Below are 24,686 nucleotides of genomic sequence, written 5' to 3'. Positions count from 1 at the left end.
AGTATTCCGCCTCTTTTTTTTAGAATATTTGGTGTAGATAAAAAAGTCTTATAGAAAGTGAGATGCCCATGAACGTATTTGAAACAGAAATTGCAGGTCGATCGTTTAAAGTGGAAATTGGTGAAGTTGCACAACTTGCAAAAGGTTCGGCAATGATCCGATATGGTGAAACAGAAATTTTGGCGGTTGCGTCCGCCTCAAAAAAACCCCGAGAAGGGATGGATTTTTTTCCGCTAAGCGTGGATTATGAAGAAAAACAATATTCTGTTGGTAAAATCCCTGGAGGTTTTATAAAAAGAGAGGGGCGTCCAACAGAAAGAGCAATTTTAAATTCCCGATTAATTGACCGACCAATAAGACCTTTATTTCCAAAAGGATTTAGAAATGATGTTCAGGTAGTGGCAACTGTTATGTCGGTTGATCAGAATAATGCGCCTGAAATTGCGGCAATGATTGGTTCATCAATTGCGCTAAGTATATCCGACATTCCATTTAATGGTCCTACAGGAGCAGTGGCAGTGGGGTACATTGATGGTCAGTTTATCATTAACCCGGATGAAGAACAACGGAATATAAGTGAACTGAGCCTTGTTGTATCCGGGACAAAAGATGCAATTATGATGGTGGAAGCAGGCGCTGAGGAGATACCTGAAGATGTAATGCTTGAAGCGATCCTGACGGCCCATGAAGAAATCAAAAAAATTGTCGCTTTTCAGGAAGAAATCATTGAGGCTGTTGGAGTAGAAAAAAAAGAATATACCCTCTACCTGCCAACAGAAGAACTTAAAGCCGAGATTGAAACTTTTGCTGGAGAGCGGATTAAAGTTGCAGTAAATACCGCTGATAAGCTGGAACGTCTGGAAAACATTGACATTCAAAAAGCTGAAATAAAAGAACATTTTATTGAGATCTATCCTGAACAGGGTGGCGATATTGATGAAGTATTAAATTCTTTAGTTAAAAAAGAAATCAGACGACTGATATTAATTGACCGAATTCGTCCGGATAATCGGCAAATGCATGAAATTCGTCCGATTACTGCGAAGGTTGATTATTTATCGCGCCCCCATGGTTCAGGTCTTTTTACACGAGGTGAAACTCAGGTTTTATCAGTGGTAACTTTAGGTGTGCTGGGTGATGTTCAGATTCTTGATGGCTTATCTAATGAAGAGTCTAAACGTTATATGCACCACTATAATTTCCCTGCTTACAGTGTGGGAGAAGCCAGACCGTCAAGAGGTCCTGGACGCCGCGAAATTGGTCATGGTGCCTTAGCAGAACGTGCACTTTTACCAATGCTTCCTTCAGAGGAAGATTTCCCATATGCAATTCGTGTTGTTTCGGAGGTATTAAGCTCTAATGGTTCTACTTCGCAGGCATCTGTTTGTGGAAGTTCTTTATCATTGCTTGCAGCAGGTGTTCCTTTAAAAGCACCGGTAGCTGGGATTGCAATGGGATTGATAAAAGAAGATGAGCATGTTGCAATTCTTTCTGATATTCAGGGGATGGAAGACTTCCTTGGCGACATGGACTTTAAAGTGGCTGGAACAGAAAAAGGAATTACTGCTATTCAAATGGATATTAAAATTCATGGGATAAACAAAGCTATTTTAACTGAAGCCTTAGAACAGGCAAGGGTTGGACGATTGCACATTCTTGGGATTATGAATGAAGAGATTTCTGAGCCGCGTCAGGAAATATCACCTTATGCTCCAAGAATTATCAAAATGCAGATAAAACCAGAAAAAATTAGAGATGTAATTGGATCAGGCGGAAAAGTAATCAATAAAATTATTGATGAAACCGGTGTAAAAATTGATATCGAAGACGATGGACAGGTATTCATTGCTTCAACTGATACAGAATCAGCAAATCGGGCTAAAGAAATTATTGAAAACATCGTCAGAGAACTGGAAATTGGCGAAGTCCTAACCGGAAAAGTTGTTAGAATTATGAATTTTGGTGCCTTTGTCTCTTTACCGGGTGACAAGGATGGATTAATTCATATCTCTAAGCTGGCTCATGAACGGGTTGAAAAAGTTGAAGATGTTGTAAATATTGGTGATGAAGTTACAGTTAAAATTGTCGAAATTGACAATCAGGGACGAATTAATTTGTCAAGAAAAGCGGTATTACCCAAAAATAAGTAGGTGCAATCATGAAAACCTGTGTTATAAAAGTTTACAATGAGTCTAAGTATCCCTTGCCGGAATACAAAACTAGTGGTTCGGCAGGGATGGACGTTAGAGCGAATATAACAGAACCCCTGTTTATGCTTCCTAAGAAAGTCTATACGATTCCCACAGGCCTTTATATTGAACTGCCTTACGGAATTGAAGCACAGATACGGGCAAGAAGTGGACTGGCAGTTAATCATGGTATTTCTCTGGTTAACGGCATTGGAACGATTGATTCTGATTACCGGGGAGAGATTAAGATACCGATGATCAACCTTTTAGATAAACCATATCATCTGCAGGCTGGTGAACGGGTTGCACAGATTGTTTATGCGACATATCTAAAAGGCGAATTTTTCGTCGTTGATAATAAAGAAGAAATGACAGAGACACTTCGTGGTTCAGGTGGATTTGGGCATACAGGTCAATCATAAGTAGAGGTGCAAATCAATCCACACCTCAAAAAAGGGTGCAGGTAACTGCACTTTTTATAATTAATGACTCTGCTGATGGGTAAATACTTAAGCAGTAAGAGGAGAAACTAATGGCAACTGAAAAAAAATCAACAGCAAAAAATACTGGAAGAAAAAAGCAGGCTTCTAAAAAAAATACTAAAAGTAAAGTGTCAGAGAAAAATTTAAAGGGCAAGGAACTGCTATTAGGGATTTGTCTTATAGTAGCTGGTCTACTGGGCGCCTACTCCTTTATTAGTTTTAACGCTGGTGTGCTGGGAGATGGAATAAGTTTTGTATTATCATACCTGTTTGGAGTGGCAACCTTAATTGTCTGTGCCTATTTAGTTTTGTTAGGTATAGTCCTGACACTTCATAAGCTTGAATTTTGGAAGTCAACTTTTCTTTTATCAATTATTTTGCTTGTCAATTTTATGATTCTTTTTACCATCAATACACCCAATTTGACTGATTATACGGTTGTTCAGCTTTTTAGTCTTGCCCAATACGGGCAATATGGGGGAATAATCGGGATTCTTATAGCCAGGCTTTTGATTTTGCTATTGGCAAAACAGGGGACGATTCTTTTAGTAAGCGTCGTATCAATTCTGGTGTTATTGGTGATCTTCAAGGAAGTGCTGAAAAAGTATCTGCAGAAATTTCAAGAGTGGCGTAAAAATGGCCCAACCTTTGGTGAAATGGCTGAAGGTAAAATCGCAGAGAAAAGAGAACAACAAAGAATTAAAAATGAAGCAAAAGCTACAAAAAACAGAACTTCTGAAACGACTTTCATTCCACCCGTCAATGATTATGGAGATGTAACCCATCTGTTTGATCCAATTAATGAAGAAATGATTGAATCCGCGTCGCAATTTGAATCGAAGTCACTTGAGTATGAACAAGCAGAGGAAAAGTCACATAAAAAGTTGTTCGAACCAGTGAAAAAAGATTCAAAAAAGGCGAAGTCAAAAGACCCTTTTGGTTTTGAAGATGAAGAAAAAAGCAAAAGCGGCAGCCAAATATCAACGGCCTTTGAACCGATTGAGTTAAAGGGGCGGGAAGCTTCAAATCCGACAGAATTATTCAAAGCGGTAGAAGGCAAAGATTCATATCATTTTCCCGAATTGGATTTACTGAATCCACCAACATCAAAAAAAAAGACAAAAAAAAATGATGTTTTAAAAAAAGCGAAGACGATTGAAAATACACTTGATAACTTTGGAGTGAAAGCTAAAATTATCGAAGTGAATGTAGGCCCGAGTATCACTCGGTTTGAACTGGCTTTGGATGCAGGAGTAAAAGTTAATAAATTTGTTAATTTATCAAATGACCTTGCACTGGCTCTGGCAACCTCAGATATTCGAATAGAGGCACCAATACCTGGTAAAGCCGCGGTGGGAATTGAAGTGCCCAATGATGTTTCAGAAGTGGTTGGTATTCGCGAAATTATCGAATCTCCAGCCTTTCAGAATGCCAAAAGTCCATTGACTTTTGCACTCGGTAAAACACTTTCAGGTGAAGGTGTGATAGGTGATATTGGAAAAATGCCCCATGTTTTAATCGCTGGAGCAACAGGGTCGGGTAAAAGCGTCTGCATTAACAGTATTATTATAAGTCTTTTGTATAAATCATCCCCGGAAGAATTGCGGTTTATAATGGTTGATCCCAAAATGGTTGAACTCAATCAGTATAACGCAATTCCACATCTTTTGATTCCTGTGGTGACAGATCCCAAGAAGGCAGCTCATGCTCTGAATTGGGGACTTAAAGAAATGACAGACCGTTATTCTTTATTTAAAGAAGCAGGTGTACGGGATATTGAAGGTTATAATGCCCGGATTGAAGGCGGAGAAAAACTGCCGCGAATTGTCATTGTCATTGATGAGTTGGCAGATTTGATGATTACCTCACCCAAAGAGTGTGAAAATGCCATCTGTCGAATAGCTCAGCTGGCAAGAGCCTGTGGTATTCATCTGATTATTGCCACTCAACGTCCATCAGTGGATGTAATCACGGGGCTTATTAAAGCTAATATTCCTTCAAGAATCGCTTTTGCGGTGGCTTCCAATACTGATTCCAGAACGATTCTGGATACTGGCGGGGCAGAAAAACTTTTAGGAAAAGGAGATATGCTCTACTTTCCCGTGGGTCAATCGAAGCCGACTCGTGTGCAGTGTACTTATGTATCGGATGGTGAAATAAATCGGATTATAGAAGCCGTCAAGCAGTTGGATACCCAATATGATGAATCGATCGAAGAAGCGCTGGAGGTGGAGCAAGTAGAAGAGAAAAAGGCTCAAAAATCTGGGGATGTGTTAACTGAAGACGCAATGAACATTGCTTTTGAATATAATCAGATATCGACTTCGATGATACAAAGAAAACTCCAGGTCGGCTATGCCCGAGCTGGTCGAATCATCGATGAATTGGAAGAACGTGGACTGATATCCGGTCCGAACGGTAGTAAACCCCGTCAGATTTTGGTTGACGAGGCAGATTATCGAAGGGGGTAGTTTTGAAAGACGTACCAGCAATTAAAATACATATCACGACTTTAGGGTGTGATAAAAATACCATTGATTCAGAATTGATGGCCGGGCTTCTAAAACAAGGACAACGAGAACTTGTGGAGAGTCCGCAAGCGGCACAGGTTATTATTGTCAATACCTGTTGTTTTATTCAGGAAGCTAAAGAAGAATCCATTGATTATATACTGGAATATGTTAAACTTAAAGAAGAAGGAAACTGTGAAACGCTGATTGTAGCTGGTTGTATGGCTCAGCGTTATCATCAGGAACTGGCAGATGAAATTCCAGAAATCGACGGTTTTTTAGGGGTTGGACATTTTGATAAAATTCTCGAAATTATTGAAGAAAAAGCAACAAAAAAATCTTATTTTGAGGATATAGAACATAATTATGCAGTGAATATAGAACGCGTCTTGCCTGAAGGAGCAACTACAGCCTATATAAGAATCAGTGAGGGCTGTGATCATGGTTGTACTTATTGTGCTATTCCGGCGATCCGCGGTAAATATCGGAGTCGGGCATTAAAAGAAATTTTTGAGGAGTTAAGCTATCTTGAAAAAAACGGAATAAAGGAGATCATCCTTATTGGCCAGGATATAGCGCCATACGGCAAGGATCTAGCTGATGAAATGTCGTTACCACTACTACTTAATGCAATTTCGGATTCCTTTCATTTTAAGTGGATTCGAATGCTTTACCTGTACCCGGAAGGTGTGACTGATGAATTGCTTCAGGTGATTAAAAATAACCCTAGTATATGTCAGTATTTTGATATTCCCCTTCAGCATACTCAGACTGAGGTGCTAAAAAGAATGGGACGTAAAATGACTACAGATATGATAGCGATGGTTGTTAAAAAAATTAAATCGATACTCCCTGATGCAGTTCTGAGGACCACCCTAATCACCGGTTTTCCCGGTGAGACAAACGTACAGCATGAGGAATTGCTAAAGAATATTAAAAATTTTGAATTTGACCATCTAGGGGTTTTTAAATATTCCTGTGAGGAAGGGACACCAGCCGCCTTATTCTCGGATCAGATAGATGATGCAGTCAAGGAAGAACGATATCACGAAATAATGAGGACCCAGCAGCTTATTTCAAAAAAGACAAAAGAACGTTTCGTTGGTAAAATCCTTGATGTATTGATTGAAGAGCAGGAAGAAGAAATTTTTTATGGACGTTTCTACGGATTTGCACCGGAAATTGACGGGCAGGTGATTATTGAAAAACCTAAAGCAAAACTTGTTCGGGGGCATATAATACCCGTTAAGATAATTAACAGTCTGGAGTATGATTTAATAGGGGAGGTTTAAAATGAATTTACCTAATAAGATTACAGTTGTGAGAATTGTGATGATTCCATTTTTTATCGCAGCCTTACTGATTCAATTTCCTTACCATCAGCCCATAGCCGCTGCATTATTTGTGATTGCAGCTTTAACCGACAGTCTAGACGGTTATCTGGCTAGAAGTCGAAATCTGGTTACAGATTTTGGTAAGTTTATGGATCCGCTAGCCGATAAACTTTTGGTTTGCTCGGCCTTGATCTGTTTTGTTCAGTTGGGTTCGGTTCCAGCATGGATGGTTATTATTATAATTGCCAGAGAATTTGCGATAACAGGCCTAAGAACCCTTGCGGCATCAGATGGAATAGTTATTGCTGCCAGTAAATGGGGAAAAGCTAAAACAATTTCTCAGATGATTGCGATTGTAATTATTTTAATCAATAATTGGCCATTTTCAATGTGGAATATTCCGATGGGATCTATTATGATGGTGATCGCGACGATTCTAACTTTGATTTCTGGAATTGATTATCTGGTTATTAATAGAAAAGTATTTAAAACCATGTAATAATTCTGTCTAAAATATTTGATGTGGAAGGGAAAAGTATGAGATGTGAATTAATTTCAGTAGGAACTGAACTACTTGTTGGAGACACGCTAAATACCAATGTTCAGTTTCTTTCCCGGGAACTCTCGTTACTGGGGATTAGGGTGTATTATCATACCACTGTGGGAGACAACCCCGAGAGGTTAAAAGAAGCTGTCAAGATAGCCTTTGATCGCAGTGACCTGATTATTACAACTGGCGGACTTGGCCCAACTCAGGACGATTTGACCAAGGAAATTATTGCTGAATTGTTTGGGCGACAACTGATTGAAGACAAACAGGTGAAACAGGATATTCTGTCTTATTTTGCAAACCGCGAATATCCGATGACATCAAACAATTTTAAACAGGCACTGATACCTGAGGGGGCAACAGCACTGCATAATGATTGGGGTACTGCACCGGGAATTTACATTAATCAGGACGACCGGCAAGTTTTTATGCTTCCTGGACCACCAAGAGAAATGGTTCATTTATTTCAGTCAGCAGTATTGCCGATTTTGGATAAGAATGAGAAACAACTGGTGATTTCCCGTTATTATAACTTATCTGATATTGGAGAGTCGGCGGCTGAAGACCGACTTTTAGATTTGATTGATAAGCAAAAGAATCCTACAATTGCGACATACGCAAAGATGGGGGAAGTACAGGTCAGGATTACTGCCAATGGTAGTAATGAAACAGAAATTAATGCCCTATTGGATCAATATGAAGCTTTAATGTTCGAACGTTTTGGCAATCATATTTATTCTCTGACCAAGGAATCTTTAAACGAAGCAGTGTGCCGAATGCTTTTGGAAAAAAAGATTACAGTAGCAACTGCAGAATCTTGTTCCGGTGGTCTGATCGCTTCACAGTTAACGCGCTATCCGGGAATTTCTGAAGTCTTTGGAATGGGTCTGGTAACATATTCAAATGAAGCAAAGATAAAACTACTTGATGTTTCACCGGATACACTTGAGAAATATGGAGCTGTAAGCGAAGAAACTGCCCGTGAAATGTGTATGGGATTAAGGTATACTTCTGGGGCAGACTGTTGTATTGCGGTTACTGGCGTGGCTGGTCCTGGCGGAGGGACTGAAGAAAAACCTGCTGGATTGGTTTATATTGGTGTATTCTATAAAAATAATTTAGAGGTTACACGTTGGCATTTTAAAGGCGAGCGACAAGTTGTTCAGGACAAGACTGCTATTAAAGCATTCAATCTGATTAGAAAAGCTATAGATTAGAAATCATTACTAGAGAGGAGAAAAGGATGGCTGATAAAGCAAAAAAATATTCCGAAGAAACGGGAATGACCGATAAAAACAAAGCGCTGGAGGCAGCGCTGAAAAATATCGAAAAGAGTTTTGGAAAAGGTGCGGTGATGCGTCTGGGTGATGAAGGTGCAAAACTTGAAATTGATGTAATTTCTACATCATCTATTGGGCTTGATATGGCACTGGGAATTGGTGGTGTTCCAAGAGGCCGAGTAGTTGAAATTTATGGGCCGGAATCATCGGGGAAGACAACATTAACCTTGCATATTGTCGCAGAAGCTCAAAAAACTGGTGGCAATGCGGCATTTGTGGATGCTGAACATGCCCTTGATCCAGTTTACGCCAAGGCTCTAGGTGTGGATATTGATAATCTGCTGGTGGCTCAGCCAGATACGGGTGAACAGGCTCTGGAGATTGTTGAAGCATTAGTTCGTAGTAACGCGCTAGATGTTGTCGTTATTGATTCCGTAGCTGCTCTGGTTCCGAAGGCGGAAATTGACGGTGAAATGGGTGATTCCCATATGGGGCTCCAGGCCAGACTGATGTCACAGGCCTTGCGTAAATTGACGGGGATTATTAAAAAATCAAATACAACAGTAATCTTTATCAATCAGTTACGAGAAAAAATTGGTGTTACTTTTGGAAATCCTGAAACAACTACAGGTGGTCGTGCCCTTAAATTTTATTCATCTGTACGAATTGATGTGCGACGAATTGAATCGCTTAAAAAAGGTCAGGATCTGATCGGGAATCGTACCAGAGCAAAGATTGTCAAAAATAAAATTGCGCCACCTTTTAAAACAGCTGAATTTGATATTATGTATGGTAAGGGGATTTCAAAAGAAGGGGATTTGTTAGATGTTGGTGTCGAACTAGACATTGTCAACAAGTCAGGATCGTGGTTCTCATATAAAGAACATCGATTAGGTCAAGGACGAGACAATTCAAAAGAATTTTTGGCAGCTAACCCAGATATTGCCGATGAAATTGAAAAAGAAATACGTCAACATTACGCGGCATTGAATCAACCAGAACTGCAGGAAACTGTTTTAGAAGATGATGAAAATGAACCAAATGAAGATGACTATTTTGAAACCGAAGAGTTTTAATAAAAGAAGTAAAACTGAAAATTTATATTTAACCCTGCATTTTGCAGGGTTTTGTTTTTCTTAAGCCTTTTATGCTAATATCAGGTGTAGATTAAAATGATTCTAAACATATTTTTATCAATCATGATTGTTGAAAATAAATAAACATCAGTGGCAATGGAGATTGCGATTAGCTGTTATTTGTTTCTTGACACTATTTTCAAAAAAGGATAAAATATAAGTCATGATGAGTATAATGAATTATTAAAAATGAATCGATATAAGGAGGTGAATACTATCGACATTGTAGTAATAGGCTTAATTGTCGGGATTATTGCAGCTTTCTTCATTGGTTACCTGGTTAGAAAAAATATTGCCGAAGGTAAGGTGAGGAATGCAGAGGAAACTGCAACAAAAATTGTTAATGATGCCGTCAAAGAAGGTGAAACATTAAAGAAGGAAATTCTTTTTGATGCAAAAGAAGAAACATTGCGTTTAAAAGAGTCTCAGGAAAATGATAATCGGGAACGCCGATCTGAATTACAGAAGTTTGAAAACCGGTTGATCCAAAAAGAAGAAAATCTGGAAAAGAAATCACAAAGTCTTGAAAAAAATGAAGAGACTTTGTCCAGGAGAAACAAAGACCTGGATAAAAAGCAGGAAAAACTGGATATTTTATACGAAGATCAAGTCAAAGAACTTGAACGTATTTCAGGACTGACCTTTGATGAAGCACGGGTTATTCTATTGGAAGATATTAAAAAAGAGACACGCCATGAAGCGGCTCTGATGGTTAGACAAATTGAAGCTGAAACCAAAGCGGTTGCTGATAAAAAGGCTAAAGAACTGATTGCCCAGTCCATTCAACGTTGTGCAGCAGATCATGTGGCTGAGCAGACTATCACAGTGGTTAATTTACCAAATGATGAAATGAAGGGGCGAATTATTGGCCGTGAAGGCCGAAACATTCGAACACTTGAAACTTTAACAGGTATCGATCTAATCATTGATGATACGCCGGAAGCAGTTATTTTATCTGGATTTGATCCTATTCGTCGTGAAATCGCCAGGTTGTCTCTGGAAAAATTGATTATTGACGGACGAATTCATCCAGCAAGAATTGAAGAAATGGTCAAAAAATCTCAAAAAGAGGTTGACGCTCACATTAAAGAAGTAGGTGAGCAGGCTTGTTTTGATACAGGAATTCATGGACTTCATCCCGAAATCATAAAACTTCTGGGACGTTTAAAATACCGTACCTCTTATGGTCAGAATGTTTTAAAACATTCGATTGAAGTATCTCATTTGGCTGGTATCATGGCAGCAGAATTGGATGCGAATATTAAAGTGGCAAAAAGGGCAGGTTTGCTTCATGATATCGGAAAAGCGATAGATCACGAAGTGGAAGGTCCTCATGTTGAGATTGGTGTTAATTTACTGAAGAAATATAAAGAAAATAAAAATGTTATCCACGCTGTTGAAGCTCATCATGGTGATGTTGAAGCCCGTACCATTGAAGCGGTACTGGTGCAGTCAGCAGATGCCATTTCAGCAGCTCGACCGGGAGCTCGAAGAGAGACTCTGGTATCTTATATTCAGCGACTTCAAGAGCTTGAAACGATTGCTACATCCTTTGAAGGAGTAGAAAAATCGTATGCTATCCAGGCAGGTAGAGAAGTTAGAATCATGGTCAAACCAGATCAGGTTAACGATGATGAAATGATCCTCTTATCACGGGATATTGCCAAGAAAATTGAAGCTGAGATGGAATACCCAGGTAACATTAAAGTGAATCTGATTCGGGAAACCCGAGCCAGTGATTTTGCAAAATAAAAGGAGAGGTTCCTTCTTTCGAAAAAACGAAAGAGGGGCCCCCTTTTTTTACGGTTTGAAATAAGGTAAAAAATGAATATATTAATATTGGGAGACGTTTATGGTCGACCGGGACGGAGTCTCTTAAAAAACCGGTTGAATGATTTAATTAATGAATACAATATTGATTTCACTGTCGTAAATGGCGAAAATGCTTCTGGAGGAAATGGTTTAACTACCAAGAATGCAAGAGAATTACTTGCCCTTTCGATTGATGCAATGACGATGGGAAATCATGTCTGGCAGCATAAAGATCTGCTTTTGTCGATTGATCAGTTTGAGCCGATCGTCAGGCCTTTGAATTATCCTGAACCCTGTCCTGGAAAAGGGATAGGTTTTTATCAGTGTAATGGTAAAAAAATTGCTGTCATTAATTTGTCGGGACAAATATATATGCCTAGCTTAAATTGTCCCTTCAATACAATAAAACCACTGATGGAGTCAATAAAAGATCAGGCTGATATAATAATTGTAGATTTTCATGCCGAAGCGACCTCAGAAAAAATTGCCATGGGATATTTTCTCGATGGCTGGGCCACCGTTGTCTATGGCACGCATACCCATGTTCAAACGGCTGACGGGCGATTGTTGGAAAATCAGACTGCCTATATTACTGATGTAGGGATGACGGGACCAATTGATGGCGTAATTGGAGTTGAAAAAGAGATTATTCTTGAAACGATGCTGAATAAACGACCTAAGCGATTTGAAACAGCTAATGGAGCAGTTCAGGTCAACGGAATAGTGGTATCAATTGATCATGAAACAAATCTTGCAAAATCGATTCAGCGTGTTTATAAGGTTTTTGAAACGGTATAAAGTAAGGAGAGATGGATGATTTCCAGACGTGTTAGAAACTGCGGAGAGTCAATTAAAAAAAATTTGCTTGATAAGGCACAGACAATTAGAAATAATGGAAATAAAGTATTCAGTTTCGAGTCGGACGGATTTGAACTGCCGCAAAAATCCGGTGGCCTGAATGACATTTTAGCTAATGAATTATCAGATAACAGTGAAGGCGTCTTTCAGACGGATGATCTGCGTCTACTGCTTACTGAAAAGCTTCGAGTTGATCAAGGATTAGACTATGGTTCTGAACAGATACTGATTGGTCAAAATGGTGATATGAATTTTTTGATGCTGATGCAGGTAATCCTTAATCCTGGAGAGGAAGTGTTGATTTCAAAGCCGCATCGCGAGCATTATCCTGATCTCGTTAAACTTGCAGGTGGTCTACCGCGTTTAATTGAAACTGGTGTAGACAACGAAAATAAACTTTCAATCCGTGATTTAGAGAACGCAGTATCGACTAAAACGAAAGCTGTCGTAATCAATGCATCAATGGGGATCTGTGGTGGGAATTATTCCATTAGTGAACTACTTGAATTGGCTGATTTTTTTGTTAGAAGCAAGCTCATTGTTGTATGGGACGAAATGGATAACGAGTTCAACTATAATTCCCGACAGATTTTAAATATTGCTTCAATCAATCAGAAAATTAAAAATCTATCTGTTTTAATGCTTGGACATACAATTCAGATGCATTCTGATTCACATAGTTATCTTGCTGCCAATAAAACGATTATCAATGAAATTAGAAAAATAGGTTCCTATTTCAATCCTTCTGTGTTCATTGATAACTATGAAATACATATCAACAAAAAATCTACAACCAACGATATCAAAGAGTTATTAAAAGCAAGAAGAAACTTTATTATTGATCAACTCAGTCCATGTTCAAATATAGATTTGGTTGTTCCGGCAGGCGGATATTATATTTATATTGACATTTCTGAAGTACTTAAGCATAAAAAAAACGGTAATCATTCAGATTATAGTATCGGTTTTTGTGATGCTCTATTAAACCGCGAAAATACATTGGTTATGCCTGGTGAAATAAATGGTTTGAAAATGATTATCAGGCTGTCCTATCTTGCTTCAGAAGAAGATATTTTGACAGGATGTGAGCGACTCATAAGTTTTATCAGCAAATATTAAAATTATGTGGATAGACCTTAGCCAGAATTCTACTTGCAAGTTAAACCATTGTTATATATACTGAGGTTTTTTTGACTTCAGTCTGGTGATTATAGTATTTTACAATTGAAGGGAGTTTTAATGAAAACATATTACGAAAGTCCGCTGATTGAACGGTATTCTTCAAAAGAAGTATTAAACATTTTTTCGGCTGATAATAAATTCCAGACCTGGAGAAAACTCTGGGTTGCCTTAGCTGAGGCTGAAAAAGAATTGGGTTTAAACATTACACAAGAACAGATTAACGAACTGAAATCAAAAATTGAAGATATTGATTATGAGTTGGCAGCTAAGAAAGAAAAGGAACTCAGGCATGATGTAATGGCTCATGTACATACCTATGGCAGTCAATGTCCTAGTGCTAAAGGAATCATTCATTTAGGCGCAACCAGTGCTTATGTTGGGGATAATACAGATGTTATTGTCTATACTCAAGGGCTTAAGCATATTCGAAAGCTTTTAATTAATCTGATTAGCCATTTATCTAAGTTTGCCCTTAACTATAAGGATTTACCGACTTTGGGATTCACGCACTTTCAGCCAGCTCAGCTGACAACAGTTGGAAAAAGAACTTGTTTATGGATTCAGGATTTATTGATGGATTTGTCAGACCTTGATCATCTTATCGAAAATGTTAAATTACGTGGTGTAAAAGGTACGACTGGGACACAGGCCAGTTTTATGGAACTTTTTGAAGGTGATCATGAAAAAGTTAAGCAGGTGGATAAACTTGTCGCTGAAAAGATGGGCTTTAAAAAGACTTTTGGAGTGACCGGACAGACTTATCCGCGAAAATTTGATGCTCAAGTGCTGGCTGTACTTAGTGGGATTGCTCAGAGTTTATCGAAATTTGCTACTGATATAAGACTTTTACAGAATCTGAAAGAAGTCGAAGAACCATTTGAAAAGACCCAAATTGGTTCATCGGCGATGGCTTACAAAAGAAACCCCATGCGAACCGAAAGAATTTGTTCACTGGCACGCTATATTATCGTAGATGCTTTGAACCCGGCAATCACAGCATCAACTCAGTGGTTTGAAAGGACACTGGATGATTCGGCAAATAAACGGATCAGTATTCCAGAAGGATTTTTAGCTGCTGATGCGATTTTAATGATTGCCATGAACGTATCTGAAAATCTGGTCGTTTATGATAAAGTAATACGTCAGCGAATTGATTCTGAACTTCCTTTTATGGCTACCGAGAATATTATAATGGAAGGCGTTAAAAGAGGCGGCGATCGTCAGGAACTCCATGAAAAAATCCGAGTTCTATCTATGGAGGCTGGTCATACTGTAAAAGTTGAAGGGAAACCCAATGACCTGATGGATAGAATAGTTAATGATCCAGCCTTTAATTTAAAAGTTGATGATATTCAAAGCCTTTTAGATCCAGCCCTTTATATTGGCCGTGCACCGGAGCAAGTGGTTGATTTTATTGAGGAAGAAGCAAAGCCTGTTTTGGATGAGAATCAGGAATTATTAAATGTCAATCAAGTGGATTTGAAGGTATAACAGTTTTATCGGCGGGAATTCCCGCCGATAAAAAATTACTTGACAATTATGCTAAATTCAAATATAATATAGAAGTTGTTAACGCAGGGGTATAGCTCAGTTGGTAGAGCAGTGGTCTCCAAAACCACGTGCCGAGGGTTCAAATCCTTCTGCCCCTGCCAGATATTAAAAATTTAAACGGCTTGTTATAGCCGTTTTTTTAATGTTCTGAAACTGATATTAATATTTTGACCCCTTAATTGACCCCTTAGGGGTTATCTACTCAACTGATCTACAATCTTTTCCAGCTCATCAATCTTCTTTTGCTGGTCGTCAATCCGGATTGAGCTTAATACAGAATTACAAGCCAGGATAATAGTATTTGCTGATTTTGGGTCTATCTGGTGATTGATTACCATATTGGCCACCCGGTTCAGCGTTCGCCTAATCTCTTGTGGATTCTTTAAATTAAGTCGCTTTGCCATATTACATTAAACCTCGATTTCTATAATCTATTGATTCAGGAGAATAAGCAGCATTTAAAAAAATTACAAACTCATCATCACTCATTGAATCAATCGTCTGACCGAAAGAGCTGATCGGGATATATTTCTTTTCTCCATTTTCAATATAATCAAACTGGTCTGATAGTTTCATTCTTAAAGCTGACTGTAGCAGTTTATCCATTCTATTCATTTTTGCGTTCCTTTCTAAAAAATCCCCACAAGCCTAATAAGGCTGTGAGGATTCATCACCATAAATCAAATCATCGACTTCGTTTAAGTCCTCGGTTTCCATTCCTTCGCCGGTCTGGTACCTTAGACGCTCTGAGCTGATCGCTATTTGTTCATCTGCTTTGAGTGATCCCAGGACAGCATTGCAGACAAATGTCAGCGCATTGGCTTTCTTGGGTTCAATCTCATCATTCAGCAGCATATTTGCAATTCTGGTTAAAGACCTTCTGACTTCCTGAGTTGTTTTTAGGTTTAACCGTTTAGCCATTTAGCTTAAGCGGTCGCCTGATAGTAGATGGCCATTGCTTTATTCTCTAAAACAAAAGCATCATAGACGATACGCCCCTCAACCAGTGATCCGTTAATACCCGGTGGGTTATCATGGATTTTAAAGCTCTGAAGCTTGGTAGGTGCTACCGTTGCGGACTTGTGGGCAAGCATAAACCCGAAAGCAGCAGGAAGTCTAACCGCTGGGATTTTAATAACGTCTGCCCCGTCCAGCATCCCGATCACGCCCTTAAGTCGTAGATCATTACCGATGTCTGTTTCCATGATGATATCCGTTGACTGTTTCATAAGCACATAGGTATCAGGGGTAACAACCAGGCATCTTTCAGTTTCTGGCACTTCTGCATCATCCAGCACTTTGGAAGCTGTCAGGATCTGATCATAAATGTTTTCCGCTGTCAGAGCCAGAGCCGTTGGAATTGTTCCGGCATTGGTACACATAACGTCATAAACATATGTGTCAATCTCTGGGATAACAACCTCTCGCTGCTGTCTGGCCAGCGCTGTTGAGGCCTGAAGCTGCAGGGCTGTTTCGTCATTATCCAGTGCATCAACCACAAAGGTAAAGGATCGGTCTTTTTCCAGCATAAAGGTTTCGGTCGTTGCGTTAAGGTCTGCTGCCGTACCGTATTTTGATACACCGGGGAAATCTAACCGGCTATAATCGTTCATTGCAGCCGTTGAGATCTTGTAGATTTTAACGGTCTTTGCGCCCTCCCAGGAAAAGTCCTGATTGGTTAAAAGTGATTTCTTGCTTTCAGTTGTGAAAATCTCATCCGTATAAGGAAGATATTTAGTTGCTAATTCAATTGCCATTTATTTGTAGTTCCTCTCATATTTTTATTTTAGTCCCATGGCCTCTCTGACTTTATCAGGCACACCGCTGAATTCACCGTCATGACTGCCTGCTGTACTCATTGTGAACATGGGTGGGTTAATATGCCCTGAAGCCTTTTCAATTACTGCTAAGGCATCTGTAAGGCCTTTTTCATCTTCAAACTTTATAACACTTAATAGGTCATGAGATAGCCCTTTTTCTGACAGGATTTCTTTAGCCTTGAGGTTAAGCTCTTTCTGCTTAAATTCCTGCTCCATGGCTTCATACTGCCTTTGGGTTTTCTCTTTTTCCTTGCCTAATCGTTCTTTAATAATCTCATTCACCTGTTCCTGAGAAAAGGTTTTGCCCTCGTTGGTTTCGATGGCTCCCGGATCATTCCCGGTTAAAGTCTGTTTAATTGCATTATCTAATTCTTTTGCCATTTTGCTGATCCTCCTTTTAACGTCCGGGGTGGACTATTTTTTAGACAAAATAAAAACACGGGAACAATATTAAACCAAACCAATGGTAATATCGTTTCCCGTGCTACGTTTAAAGCTTCCAGAGGGAAAGGATTAACAAGCCTCTGGGGTACTCTGAGTAAATTATTTTGTCATATTCATTATACCACTTAATAGGGGGGTATGTCAACGCAAACGCACTAAACATGCGGGTTTGGGCGTTTTTTAGGGGTCAAATACAGGTGCTTAAATGGGGGTGAACTGTCACTTTCTTTAACCCTGTATTCTGGTAAGATCGGTTTAAGAAGTCTCAAAACCTGATCTTTTTCGTTGTCATTCTGGTAAGAAATCCTTATTTTCATAGAATTTCAAGGTAAAGAACCTTGTCTTTTGGGATGAAAATAGCTTTTTCACCCTGCTTTAAGTAAAAGAAATATTCCTGCCAGTAAAGCGGTTCACCATCATATTGGGTCATCATTTTCAAGTCCTCGCCTGAAAACTCAACACCATTCGTTAAAACAATTTTATCAATTCTCAATACTGTTCTTCCTTTCAATTTAGATTTGTCCAAGTCATATTTATCTAAGCGCATCCCGGTATATATGTTATTTTTTAGAAAAGGCGGCTCAGAACCTGCGCCAACAGGTTTGGTAGATCGTCACCGCCTATGGTTGGCTCCTGTATTTTCAGGAGTCTTTTTTATTTACAGAATTCTTCCAGCGGTGCGACCATTCCCGGAAATTGTTCTGGGTGCTCTCTCATATTTTTGTACAATTCAGCGTAAAGTTCTGGTCGTTCCCGATGGTCTTTTTCAGTGATTTCCCGCCACTTTTCATCTGACATCACGGTTATGTTTAAGACTGGGATTAATTTCTTTCCTGGTTGATCTGGCTTGACTTCCACAATACTAAGAAATCTGTGGGTATCTTCCATTTCACCTTTTTTCAGTGCCTCACAAGCTTTTATCATGGCAGCGTCTTTAGTCTCTGCTTCTGTGGTCACGCAAAACACAATACCCCGCGGATCAAGCGGCTTAAATCTGATTTGATAGGTTTTCATCAGTGCACCCCTTTCAATAATCTGATATGCTTCGGAAATTCTTTTACAAACGGTGTGGTTCTGATCATATACGGTTTACCGTTTTGGTCAGTGAATTGCTGGTAAACGGGTAAATCAACATCAGTTTCCCTGATCCATCGCTCTATCAGTGATTCACCAAATTCAAACTTATTAAAAGCGCTGATAATGCACATAACCGTTATTTGATATTCCATGATATCTGTGTTGCAGTAATCCCATAAGAATTTTCTGACTTCATCGGCTGTTTTGAACCGTTCATGCAGTCCATGAGCGTTTACCGCTTCCATGGAAGAATAATAGTCCTTCACCTGATCCCGATTGCCCTTATAATTTTTGTCAATCGGAAAAATGGTCATCAGGTCGGCGGGGGTAATCACGGTCATTACCTCATTTAACCCTCTGGTGATCTCAAACAGGTTTTCCAGCTGTTCCCGGTTATGGTTCTCGATATTGACCACCGTAAAGAATTTCACGGTATTGAAAATCATTTTTCTGATATTATCCAGTGAATGATCCTCGTTTCTGGTGGTGCGGTCGATCCCATTCAAGTAAATCATTTCATAATCCAGTTTCGGTCTTTGGTTGGTTTCAAGTAGTTTTAGCATTGGTTCATCCCTTCCAGCATTGCTGATATTCTTTTTAATTCCGCAACCTTCATCAGCTCTGCAGCCATGTGGTCAGCCTCTCCAATCCCTGTAATTCTAGATCCGAAAAAACCTGAGTCCAATAAGTAGGTTCTTAATTCTTCAAGATTACCGATTGTTTCAGCAATCAGATCACGGTTGAATTGCACTTTTGCATCTTTTTTCGCCTGTTCAAAATAATTATTCATATTTGTTATTCTCCTTTAATTTGTTTTCAACTGGTGGGCTTCCTATATACACTGGCTAAGTGGGGGAGTTGAGAAAATATGGCTTGCCTATGCGGTTCACTCATGTTCCCCACATGGTGAAGTTGACCCCTGTTTTATCTTCTTAAAATCTCAACTCCGTCACATTGGTGAAGTTGAGTAAATATAGTAATATCAATGGTTTAAGCTCAACTTCACCACTTATTTTGTGGGCATAAGAGCAAGTCCGGCCAGTGATAAGAAATGCTTTGTACCTTTCTTATCTCCAAGACTTTCCGTCCGGTATTTTATTAATCCCAATTTCTTTAAATCGGCTTTTGCTCTTTCCATTGTTTTTTTACTGATACTCATAGCGCCCGCCATGCTGTCCAGCTCCTTGACTTCTTTTTCGCCATCTTCCAGATAATCCAGAATAAAATCCTTTGCGCTGTCCCTGTCTGGTGCTGCCCTTGTTTGGGTTTCAGCCGTAATGAAATCACGGTCTTTTTTCTCTGTATAGGATTGAAACGTCACGACTTCATCATCAATGGTATAAAGCACTGTGTTTGAGGTCATGGAATAGTTTGATTTTTCATGGCTCAAATATCTGACTGGTTTTTCCTGGGTTTCACCGGCCATAATTACTGATCGACTAATGTCCCAGATATCGGCACTGTCAGCAATTCTTTTTCGTCCCCACACGCTGCCCTGCTTATTAGAATGGACGATAATTAAGAATGTCGTGCCGTACTTTTCACCATACCCCACCAGAGGGGCTAAGCATGAACGCATAGCGTTTCTCTCGGCCATTCTAAGCTCAGGTGGTATAAATGCCTGGATCGGATCAAAGATAACCAGAGCCGGTCTATACTTTTCTATTACGGCCTGTAAAAATGGGCTGTTGAACTTGATATCTTTAAAATTATCGTCTGCAATGTCGATTGAAAAAATGTTGTCAAGATTTGCGCCGTTCTTCCTAAGTCTACGTTTTAAGGTATGTTCAAAGGAATCTTCAGCAGAAAAGAAAGCCACAGTCTGAGGTTCTCCAGTGAATAGCGGTAGCAATGGATCACCGGCTAAAAGAAAAGGTTTCTTTCCAGAACTGACAGCAGCAGCCAGCGCACACCAGACAGTTGTTTTACCGCTGCCACCATCACCCGCCATTGTGGTAATCTGATACTTTGGCATATAGCCCTTAATCAGCCAATCCGGTTCTTTTTCTTCAGCATCGGCCATACTCACCATATTAATAACTTTTGGCTTTGGTAAAGTCTGCTGACCTTTTACCGTGACTACCTCTGTTCCAAATTCAGTGACGGCCACATTATAACCGGCTGGATCGTAAACATTTGAGCATTCAGCAATAGCCTTTTGAATAGTTCTATTGCCATAAGTCCCCCAGGTGCTTTCTTTCCTGTCCCATTTATCCCTCATAAGTGCTGACTCTCTGAAAATGGCATCCATTAAGGCTGCATCTTTTCCAGTCCAGAAAGCCAGCAGATTACAAAAACCCATATCATTGGAACTTTCATCGTTGCTGATATTTTGGCCATGATAGTAGTTATAAAACTTTTCAGATTGGTTAGAACGTTGTATAATGGAATGGATTTCTTGCGGGGTTCTGTTTGTTAACGGTATTGAAGTTTGGACGCTCTCAACCGCTGCAGGACTCTGCTGGAATAATTCATCATACAAGGCCATTATTCCCTCTTCCCGGTGCTGGATTGGCTTCAGCTCACCAAACACATTACCAGTCATGGTAAAATATCTTTTGTTTTTATAAAGCTCTATGCCTTTTTCAGGGCTTTTTCTGTTTTGGGGGATATCTCCATATACAAAGATATGAAGCCCGGTCCCTGAAGGGCTGATTTCCGTATAGCTGTCTAATCTTTTGATAATGTCGAGTGCTTCAGTTGTTGGTATTCCCAGATCATTAAGAACGTGATCCAGATCCACGCCCACAATGCCATTATCATTGAATTCAAATCCTAGACCGTCGTACTTACAGTCTTGTTGCATTAAAGCAGATCCGCACTGATTTAATGTTCCCCAGGTCGATGGATCACCAGCCTTGGCACCATAACCATTGTGGGGATTAATCGGCATCTTGCCTTTTCTTAAAACCCATTGCGGTAAAGCAGTCAGGTCCTTTGGTATGTTTTCAAATTGCTCTGTCATTTTCACCTCGTGCCTCTCTGCTGAGCCATTCCTCAAATTCCTTTATCGGCACTCTGATAGCTCTGCCAACTCTAATAGCGGGGAAGTCTGCCCGATTACAAAGATCATAGGTCTTTGGTAGTGCAAGCCCCATTAATTCCGCTATCTCTTTTGCTGTGTAGGTTAGTTTTTCCACATCCTCACATCCCTTCTAAATTATGATAACTGTTTGAACATCCGCATTACTCTGCGTCCTGAATACTGCCAAAAATCAACGGTAATCCTTCTCTTAAGCTTTCTAAGAAATTAAGAAGCTCGTGCCGGTCGTCCCCGTGGTAGGCTCCAATAACTAGCCCCTCCAGAACGTCCAGCAATTCATATCCGGTTAGGTCTTCCATGCTCAAGCCTCCTTTTCAATTAAATCCTCGACTGGCATATCCAGAGCCTTGGCGATCTTGCCAATGGTTGACGGTCTAGCACCGTCCCTTTTGGCGGTTCTTTGAATTGTTGAATAAGCAATCCCTGCTTTTTTTGCCAGTGCCAGTGGATCAATACATTTTGTGGCCATTGCAATTTCTAATTTGCGGTTATCAATTCTCATTTGTTTCACCTCCTAAAACGAAAGCAATTTGCTTTAGTTCGATTATAAATCAATCACAATGCTTTTGTCAATAAAATATTTCAATCATTTTGCTTTATTTTGAATGAACGTTGTGCTATGATAAACTGTAATTAGGAGGTGGACTATTTGATAGGAGAAAATATTAAAAATTTTCGGAAGAAAAAACCCTTAACACAAGAAGAATTAGGTGATATTTTGAGCGTCTCTGCTGCAATGGTTAGTCAGTGGGAGAGAGGAGAAAGAAATCCTAAAGGTGAAACACTTGAAAAAATAGCAAAAGCATTAGACGTGTCAGTGACAGATTTAACCCAAGATGAATTAGATAAATATTATTTCAGCATTCTACAAAGAGCCGGAACTACTACAATCGATGGTCTTGCTCATATGCTTAATATCGATTATGAGCGTTGCCTATTTTTACTTAATGGGAATATGAAACCTACGCAAGCTGAAGATGACAAATTAAAATTGTTATCGGGTTATACTTTTAAAGATTTTATTAGAGCCGAAATTGATTTTAATAAAGATTTGAAAGATACTTTTTCGCAAAATAACGTGGCAAATGAACAAATCGAGATGTTTGAAGAATATTTAAAGTCATTGACACAGGTTGAAATCATTGAGTTGTTAAAGAGTTTAAATTTTACAACAAACAGTTTTAAGGTGATAGATTCTGAAATCAAAAGAACGGAATGTGAAAAGCGATTAACACAGATAATAAAAAATTATGGGGTGTTAATTAGACTGTCTGATGAGGGGGAAGCAAGTAATGACGAATTTTATAAAATCTATGAAGGGCTATTAACTTTAATCGAAGATCATAGGCGCAACCTTTCAAAAGTCCCAGAGTATCAGAAAGATGAATAACGAACCCACAACCTACTGGGTCGAAGGTTTGACTCGGATAATTTACCGACTCATAAAAAAAGCCCCTGATCCGGACAGGGATCAAGGACTTCAAAAAGGAGAATAAGAATTGTGGAAATTTCTATCCTATACATGAGTTTATTATACCACAATTCATATAGTTTTACAATGAAATGAGGTGTTAAAATGGCAAGAAAAAAGGAAACCCGAAACGCCCAGGGATCTGGTCAAATCCGTGTACGGCCTGATGGAAGGTGGGAGGCTCGGTATACTCTGGGACGTGATCCCGGTACAGGAAAGCAGATCCGTAAATCCGTCTATGGGGCTACACAACAGGAAGTTAGAAAGAAGCTGACCGCTGTCTTGGCTTCGATTGATACCGGGGAATATAAGGAGCCATCAAAATTAACGGTTTCTGACTGGTTTAATATCTGGATCACTGATTATGTTCTAAATTTAAAGCCCCTGACCATAAAGACCTACAAGGTTCAAATTAATACCCACATCATCCCATCTCTGGGCAATGTTAAGCTGTCAGCACTGGCACCGCACCACCTGCAGAAATTCTATAACAAGCTGAATGACGATTATGCAGCCAAAACCGTTAAGAACATTCATGGTGTGCTGCACAAAGGACTTAAACAGGCTGCTGATCTGGGCTATATTCGGTCTAATCCAGCTGACACCTGTAAACTACCTAAGGTTATCAAGACTCAAACCAAACCGATTGATAAAACCATTGTACCGGCTTTTCTGGAAGCGATCAAAGGGGATTCATACGAGAATATATTCCTTGTGGATCTATTCACCGGTTTACGGCAATCTGAAATAATCGGTCTGACATGGGACTGTGTAGACTTTGAAGCCGGAACCATCTATGTTTACAGGCAGTACCAGCGGTTAGACGGTGCCTATAAATGGTCTACCCTTAAAAATAACAAGACAAGGCTAATTAAGCCAGCTGATTTAGTTATGACCACACTTAAAGCAGAGCGGGTAAAGCAGTCTGAAAATCGGTTAAGGGCAGGTTCAGCATGGCAAAACCCGGAAAAATTCATCTTTACCAATCCGCTGGGGGCTAATATCGTTCATCGGACGCTGGTTAAGCACTATAAGAATATTGTAGCTGCAATGGATCACCCTGACCTGCGTTTTCATGATCTGCGTCATGCGTTCGCTGTCCTATCCCTTCAGGCTGGGGACGATATCAAGACAGTACAGGAGAACTTAGGCCACCATTCAGCAGCCTTTACCATGGACACCTACGCCCATGTTACTGACTCCATGAGAAAGGCCAGCTCTGACAGAATGAACGCTTTCATTGAAACACTCTGACCCCTTAATTGACCCCTTAGCGTACCCCTTAGAGAAATGAAAGTGGGTTATCTAGGATTATTAAGGATAATGAGAAAAGGCTTTATAATAGGATTTATGACTAGTGTCAGCATGATTGATTATTGCGGATTTCAGGAAAGATAATAATTCAAATCCTTCTGCCCCTGCCAAATAAAAATGAACTAAGGATCCATTAGAACCGCATTAAATATGCGTTTGTAGTGGATTTTTTTATGTGTAAAGAAGTAAAATGAATATGCTTTTATAATAACTGATGCACAAGATGCTAATGTGGTGACGTAAGTTAAGCAATGTTTGCCATTACCAAAGTATTGTATATATATTTCAATGATAATTATACATAAAGCTGTCATATAATTTTTACCATCACATCAATGATTGAAAATATATATTTAGGTAGTTAAAATTGAATTTAAAGCGGTGAACTATAAGTCGATTGCTATTTTTTACTTTTATTTCCTTGTATTTATTTAAAAAAAATGATAATATACGGATATTAGCTATCTACGATTAATTTAATGATATTTAGGCAAACTTATCGAAAGGTAAGGACGCAAAACTATAGGGGTTTAACCAAGAGGGAAGCCAGCCAGCTGCATTTCGGCAGGTATGGTGACATATCTGCTTTTTTACTGATTATCTGTTTCTCGTATAGGTGCAGTTTTTCAAGTG

The 24,686-nt window shown here is 39.4% G+C and carries 26 protein-coding genes, 1 tRNA gene and 1 riboswitch; of the genes, 14 read left to right on the top strand and 13 right to left on the bottom strand.

The features are described 5' to 3' along the window. Positions 1–68: 68 nt before the first annotated feature. The 12 genes from Q5O24_09160 (at position 69) to Q5O24_09105 (ending at position 14,985) form a co-directional block, all read left to right on the top strand. Positions 69–2,150, top strand: coding sequence for a polyribonucleotide nucleotidyltransferase (locus tag Q5O24_09160; GenBank protein WKY46552.1), 2,082 nt, complete (start codon positions 69–71; stop codon positions 2,148–2,150). 8 nt (positions 2,151–2,158) lie between these two features. Beyond that, a complete protein-coding gene (dut, locus tag Q5O24_09155; GenBank protein ID WKY46551.1) occupies positions 2,159–2,611 on the top strand; it encodes a dUTP diphosphatase in 453 nt (150 codons plus the stop codon). Positions 2,612–2,721: 110 nt separating this feature from the next. Next, positions 2,722–5,142 (top strand): DNA translocase FtsK 4TM domain-containing protein, encoded by a 2,421-nt coding sequence (locus Q5O24_09150; protein ID WKY46550.1) that lies wholly within the window; start codon positions 2,722–2,724, stop codon positions 5,140–5,142. Positions 5,143–5,144: 2 nt separating this feature from the next. Beyond that, complete coding sequence (gene rimO, locus Q5O24_09145; GenBank protein ID WKY46549.1) at positions 5,145–6,473, top strand: 30S ribosomal protein S12 methylthiotransferase RimO; 1,329 nt, start codon at positions 5,145–5,147, stop codon at positions 6,471–6,473. Position 6,474: 1 nt separating this feature from the next. Further along, entirely contained in the window at positions 6,475–7,014 is a 540-nt protein-coding gene (gene pgsA, locus Q5O24_09140) for a CDP-diacylglycerol--glycerol-3-phosphate 3-phosphatidyltransferase (protein WKY46548.1), read from the top strand. A gap of 38 nt (positions 7,015–7,052) precedes the next feature. Next, positions 7,053–8,282, top strand: coding sequence for a competence/damage-inducible protein A (locus tag Q5O24_09135; GenBank protein WKY46547.1), 1,230 nt, complete (start codon positions 7,053–7,055; stop codon positions 8,280–8,282). Positions 8,283–8,347: 65 nt separating this feature from the next. Next, positions 8,348–9,421 (top strand): recombinase RecA, encoded by a 1,074-nt coding sequence (gene recA / locus Q5O24_09130; GenBank protein ID WKY49237.1) that lies wholly within the window; start codon positions 8,348–8,350, stop codon positions 9,419–9,421. 249 nt (positions 9,422–9,670) lie between these two features. Then, the gene (gene rny / locus Q5O24_09125) at positions 9,671–11,233 is read left to right on the top strand and encodes a ribonuclease Y (GenBank protein WKY46546.1); all 1,563 of its coding nucleotides are present in this window, start codon (positions 9,671–9,673) and stop codon (positions 11,231–11,233) included. A gap of 72 nt (positions 11,234–11,305) precedes the next feature. Continuing rightward, positions 11,306–12,091, top strand: a complete 786-nt coding sequence (locus Q5O24_09120) for a TIGR00282 family metallophosphoesterase (GenBank protein WKY46545.1) — start codon at positions 11,306–11,308, stop codon at positions 12,089–12,091. Between the two features lie 15 nt (positions 12,092–12,106). After that, positions 12,107–13,270: an aminotransferase class I/II-fold pyridoxal phosphate-dependent enzyme gene (locus Q5O24_09115; GenBank protein WKY46544.1), complete on the top strand. Its 1,164-nt coding sequence runs from the start codon at positions 12,107–12,109 to the stop codon at positions 13,268–13,270. 120 nt (positions 13,271–13,390) lie between these two features. Further along, entirely contained in the window at positions 13,391–14,824 is a 1,434-nt protein-coding gene (gene purB, locus Q5O24_09110; protein ID WKY46543.1) for an adenylosuccinate lyase, read from the top strand. 85 nt (positions 14,825–14,909) lie between these two features. After that, positions 14,910–14,985, top strand: a tRNA-Trp gene (locus tag Q5O24_09105). Positions 14,986–15,078: 93 nt separating this feature from the next. On the opposite strand, the gene Q5O24_09100 is transcribed toward Q5O24_09105, so the two are convergent. The 13 genes from Q5O24_09100 to Q5O24_09040 all read right to left on the bottom strand — a co-directional run bounded on the left by Q5O24_09100 (position 15,079) and on the right by Q5O24_09040 (position 21,770). Next, on the bottom strand, positions 15,079–15,288 hold the full coding sequence (locus Q5O24_09100; protein ID WKY46542.1) for a hypothetical protein: 210 nt from the start codon (positions 15,286–15,288) through the stop codon (positions 15,079–15,081). A 1-nt stretch (position 15,289) separates the two neighbouring features. Beyond that, complete coding sequence (locus Q5O24_09095; GenBank protein ID WKY46541.1) at positions 15,290–15,499, bottom strand: hypothetical protein; 210 nt, start codon at positions 15,497–15,499, stop codon at positions 15,290–15,292. Positions 15,500–15,532: 33 nt separating this feature from the next. Beyond that, the gene (locus tag Q5O24_09090; GenBank protein ID WKY46540.1) at positions 15,533–15,805 is read right to left on the bottom strand and encodes a hypothetical protein; all 273 of its coding nucleotides are present in this window, start codon (positions 15,803–15,805) and stop codon (positions 15,533–15,535) included. Between the two features lie 5 nt (positions 15,806–15,810). Next, the gene (locus tag Q5O24_09085) at positions 15,811–16,641 is read right to left on the bottom strand and encodes a hypothetical protein (protein WKY46539.1); all 831 of its coding nucleotides are present in this window, start codon (positions 16,639–16,641) and stop codon (positions 15,811–15,813) included. 24 nt (positions 16,642–16,665) lie between these two features. Next, positions 16,666–17,085, bottom strand: coding sequence for a DUF4355 domain-containing protein (locus tag Q5O24_09080; protein ID WKY46538.1), 420 nt, complete (start codon positions 17,083–17,085; stop codon positions 16,666–16,668). Between the two features lie 376 nt (positions 17,086–17,461). Beyond that, positions 17,462–17,641 carry a hypothetical protein gene (locus tag Q5O24_09075; GenBank protein WKY46537.1) on the bottom strand — a complete coding sequence of 60 codons (180 nt, stop codon included), beginning with the start codon at positions 17,639–17,641 and terminating at the stop codon, positions 17,462–17,464. Positions 17,642–17,802: 161 nt separating this feature from the next. Continuing rightward, positions 17,803–18,162, bottom strand: a complete 360-nt coding sequence (locus tag Q5O24_09070; protein ID WKY46536.1) for a hypothetical protein — start codon at positions 18,160–18,162, stop codon at positions 17,803–17,805. Beyond that, complete coding sequence (locus Q5O24_09065) at positions 18,162–18,788, bottom strand: hypothetical protein (GenBank protein ID WKY46535.1); 627 nt, start codon at positions 18,786–18,788, stop codon at positions 18,162–18,164. Before Q5O24_09065 ends, Q5O24_09070 begins: the two co-directional genes overlap by 1 nt. After that, positions 18,782–19,015, bottom strand: coding sequence for a hypothetical protein (locus tag Q5O24_09060; protein ID WKY46534.1), 234 nt, complete (start codon positions 19,013–19,015; stop codon positions 18,782–18,784). The genes Q5O24_09065 and Q5O24_09060 overlap by 7 nt, the downstream gene beginning before the upstream one ends. A 219-nt stretch (positions 19,016–19,234) precedes the next feature. Then, positions 19,235–21,190: an AAA family ATPase gene (locus Q5O24_09055; GenBank protein WKY46533.1), complete on the bottom strand. Its 1,956-nt coding sequence runs from the start codon at positions 21,188–21,190 to the stop codon at positions 19,235–19,237. Further along, the gene (locus tag Q5O24_09050; protein ID WKY46532.1) at positions 21,174–21,365 is read right to left on the bottom strand and encodes a helix-turn-helix domain-containing protein; all 192 of its coding nucleotides are present in this window, start codon (positions 21,363–21,365) and stop codon (positions 21,174–21,176) included. The genes Q5O24_09055 and Q5O24_09050 overlap by 17 nt, the downstream gene beginning before the upstream one ends. A gap of 46 nt (positions 21,366–21,411) precedes the next feature. After that, positions 21,412–21,567: a hypothetical protein gene (locus Q5O24_09045; GenBank protein ID WKY46531.1), complete on the bottom strand. Its 156-nt coding sequence runs from the start codon at positions 21,565–21,567 to the stop codon at positions 21,412–21,414. A gap of 2 nt (positions 21,568–21,569) precedes the next feature. Beyond that, positions 21,570–21,770 carry a helix-turn-helix transcriptional regulator gene (locus tag Q5O24_09040; protein ID WKY46530.1) on the bottom strand — a complete coding sequence of 67 codons (201 nt, stop codon included), beginning with the start codon at positions 21,768–21,770 and terminating at the stop codon, positions 21,570–21,572. A gap of 147 nt (positions 21,771–21,917) precedes the next feature. On the opposite strand from Q5O24_09040, the gene Q5O24_09035 reads away from it, so the two are divergent. Together Q5O24_09035 and Q5O24_09030 are read left to right on the top strand one after the other, a co-directional pair. Further along, entirely contained in the window at positions 21,918–22,658 is a 741-nt protein-coding gene (locus Q5O24_09035; protein WKY46529.1) for a helix-turn-helix transcriptional regulator, read from the top strand. A gap of 186 nt (positions 22,659–22,844) precedes the next feature. After that, positions 22,845–23,993, top strand: a complete 1,149-nt coding sequence (locus tag Q5O24_09030) for a site-specific integrase (GenBank protein WKY46528.1) — start codon at positions 22,845–22,847, stop codon at positions 23,991–23,993. 539 nt (positions 23,994–24,532) lie between these two features. Continuing rightward, positions 24,533–24,615, top strand: a riboswitch (cyclic di-GMP riboswitch). The last annotated feature ends 71 nt before the right edge of the window (positions 24,616–24,686 follow it).

It is taken from the genome of Eubacteriaceae bacterium ES3 (assembly GCA_030586155.1).
Classification (GTDB): Bacteria; Bacillota; Clostridia; order Eubacteriales; family Eubacteriaceae; genus Acetobacterium.
The sequence above is the reverse complement of the archived record's forward strand: the minus strand, read 5'-3'. Positions and strand labels throughout refer to the sequence as shown.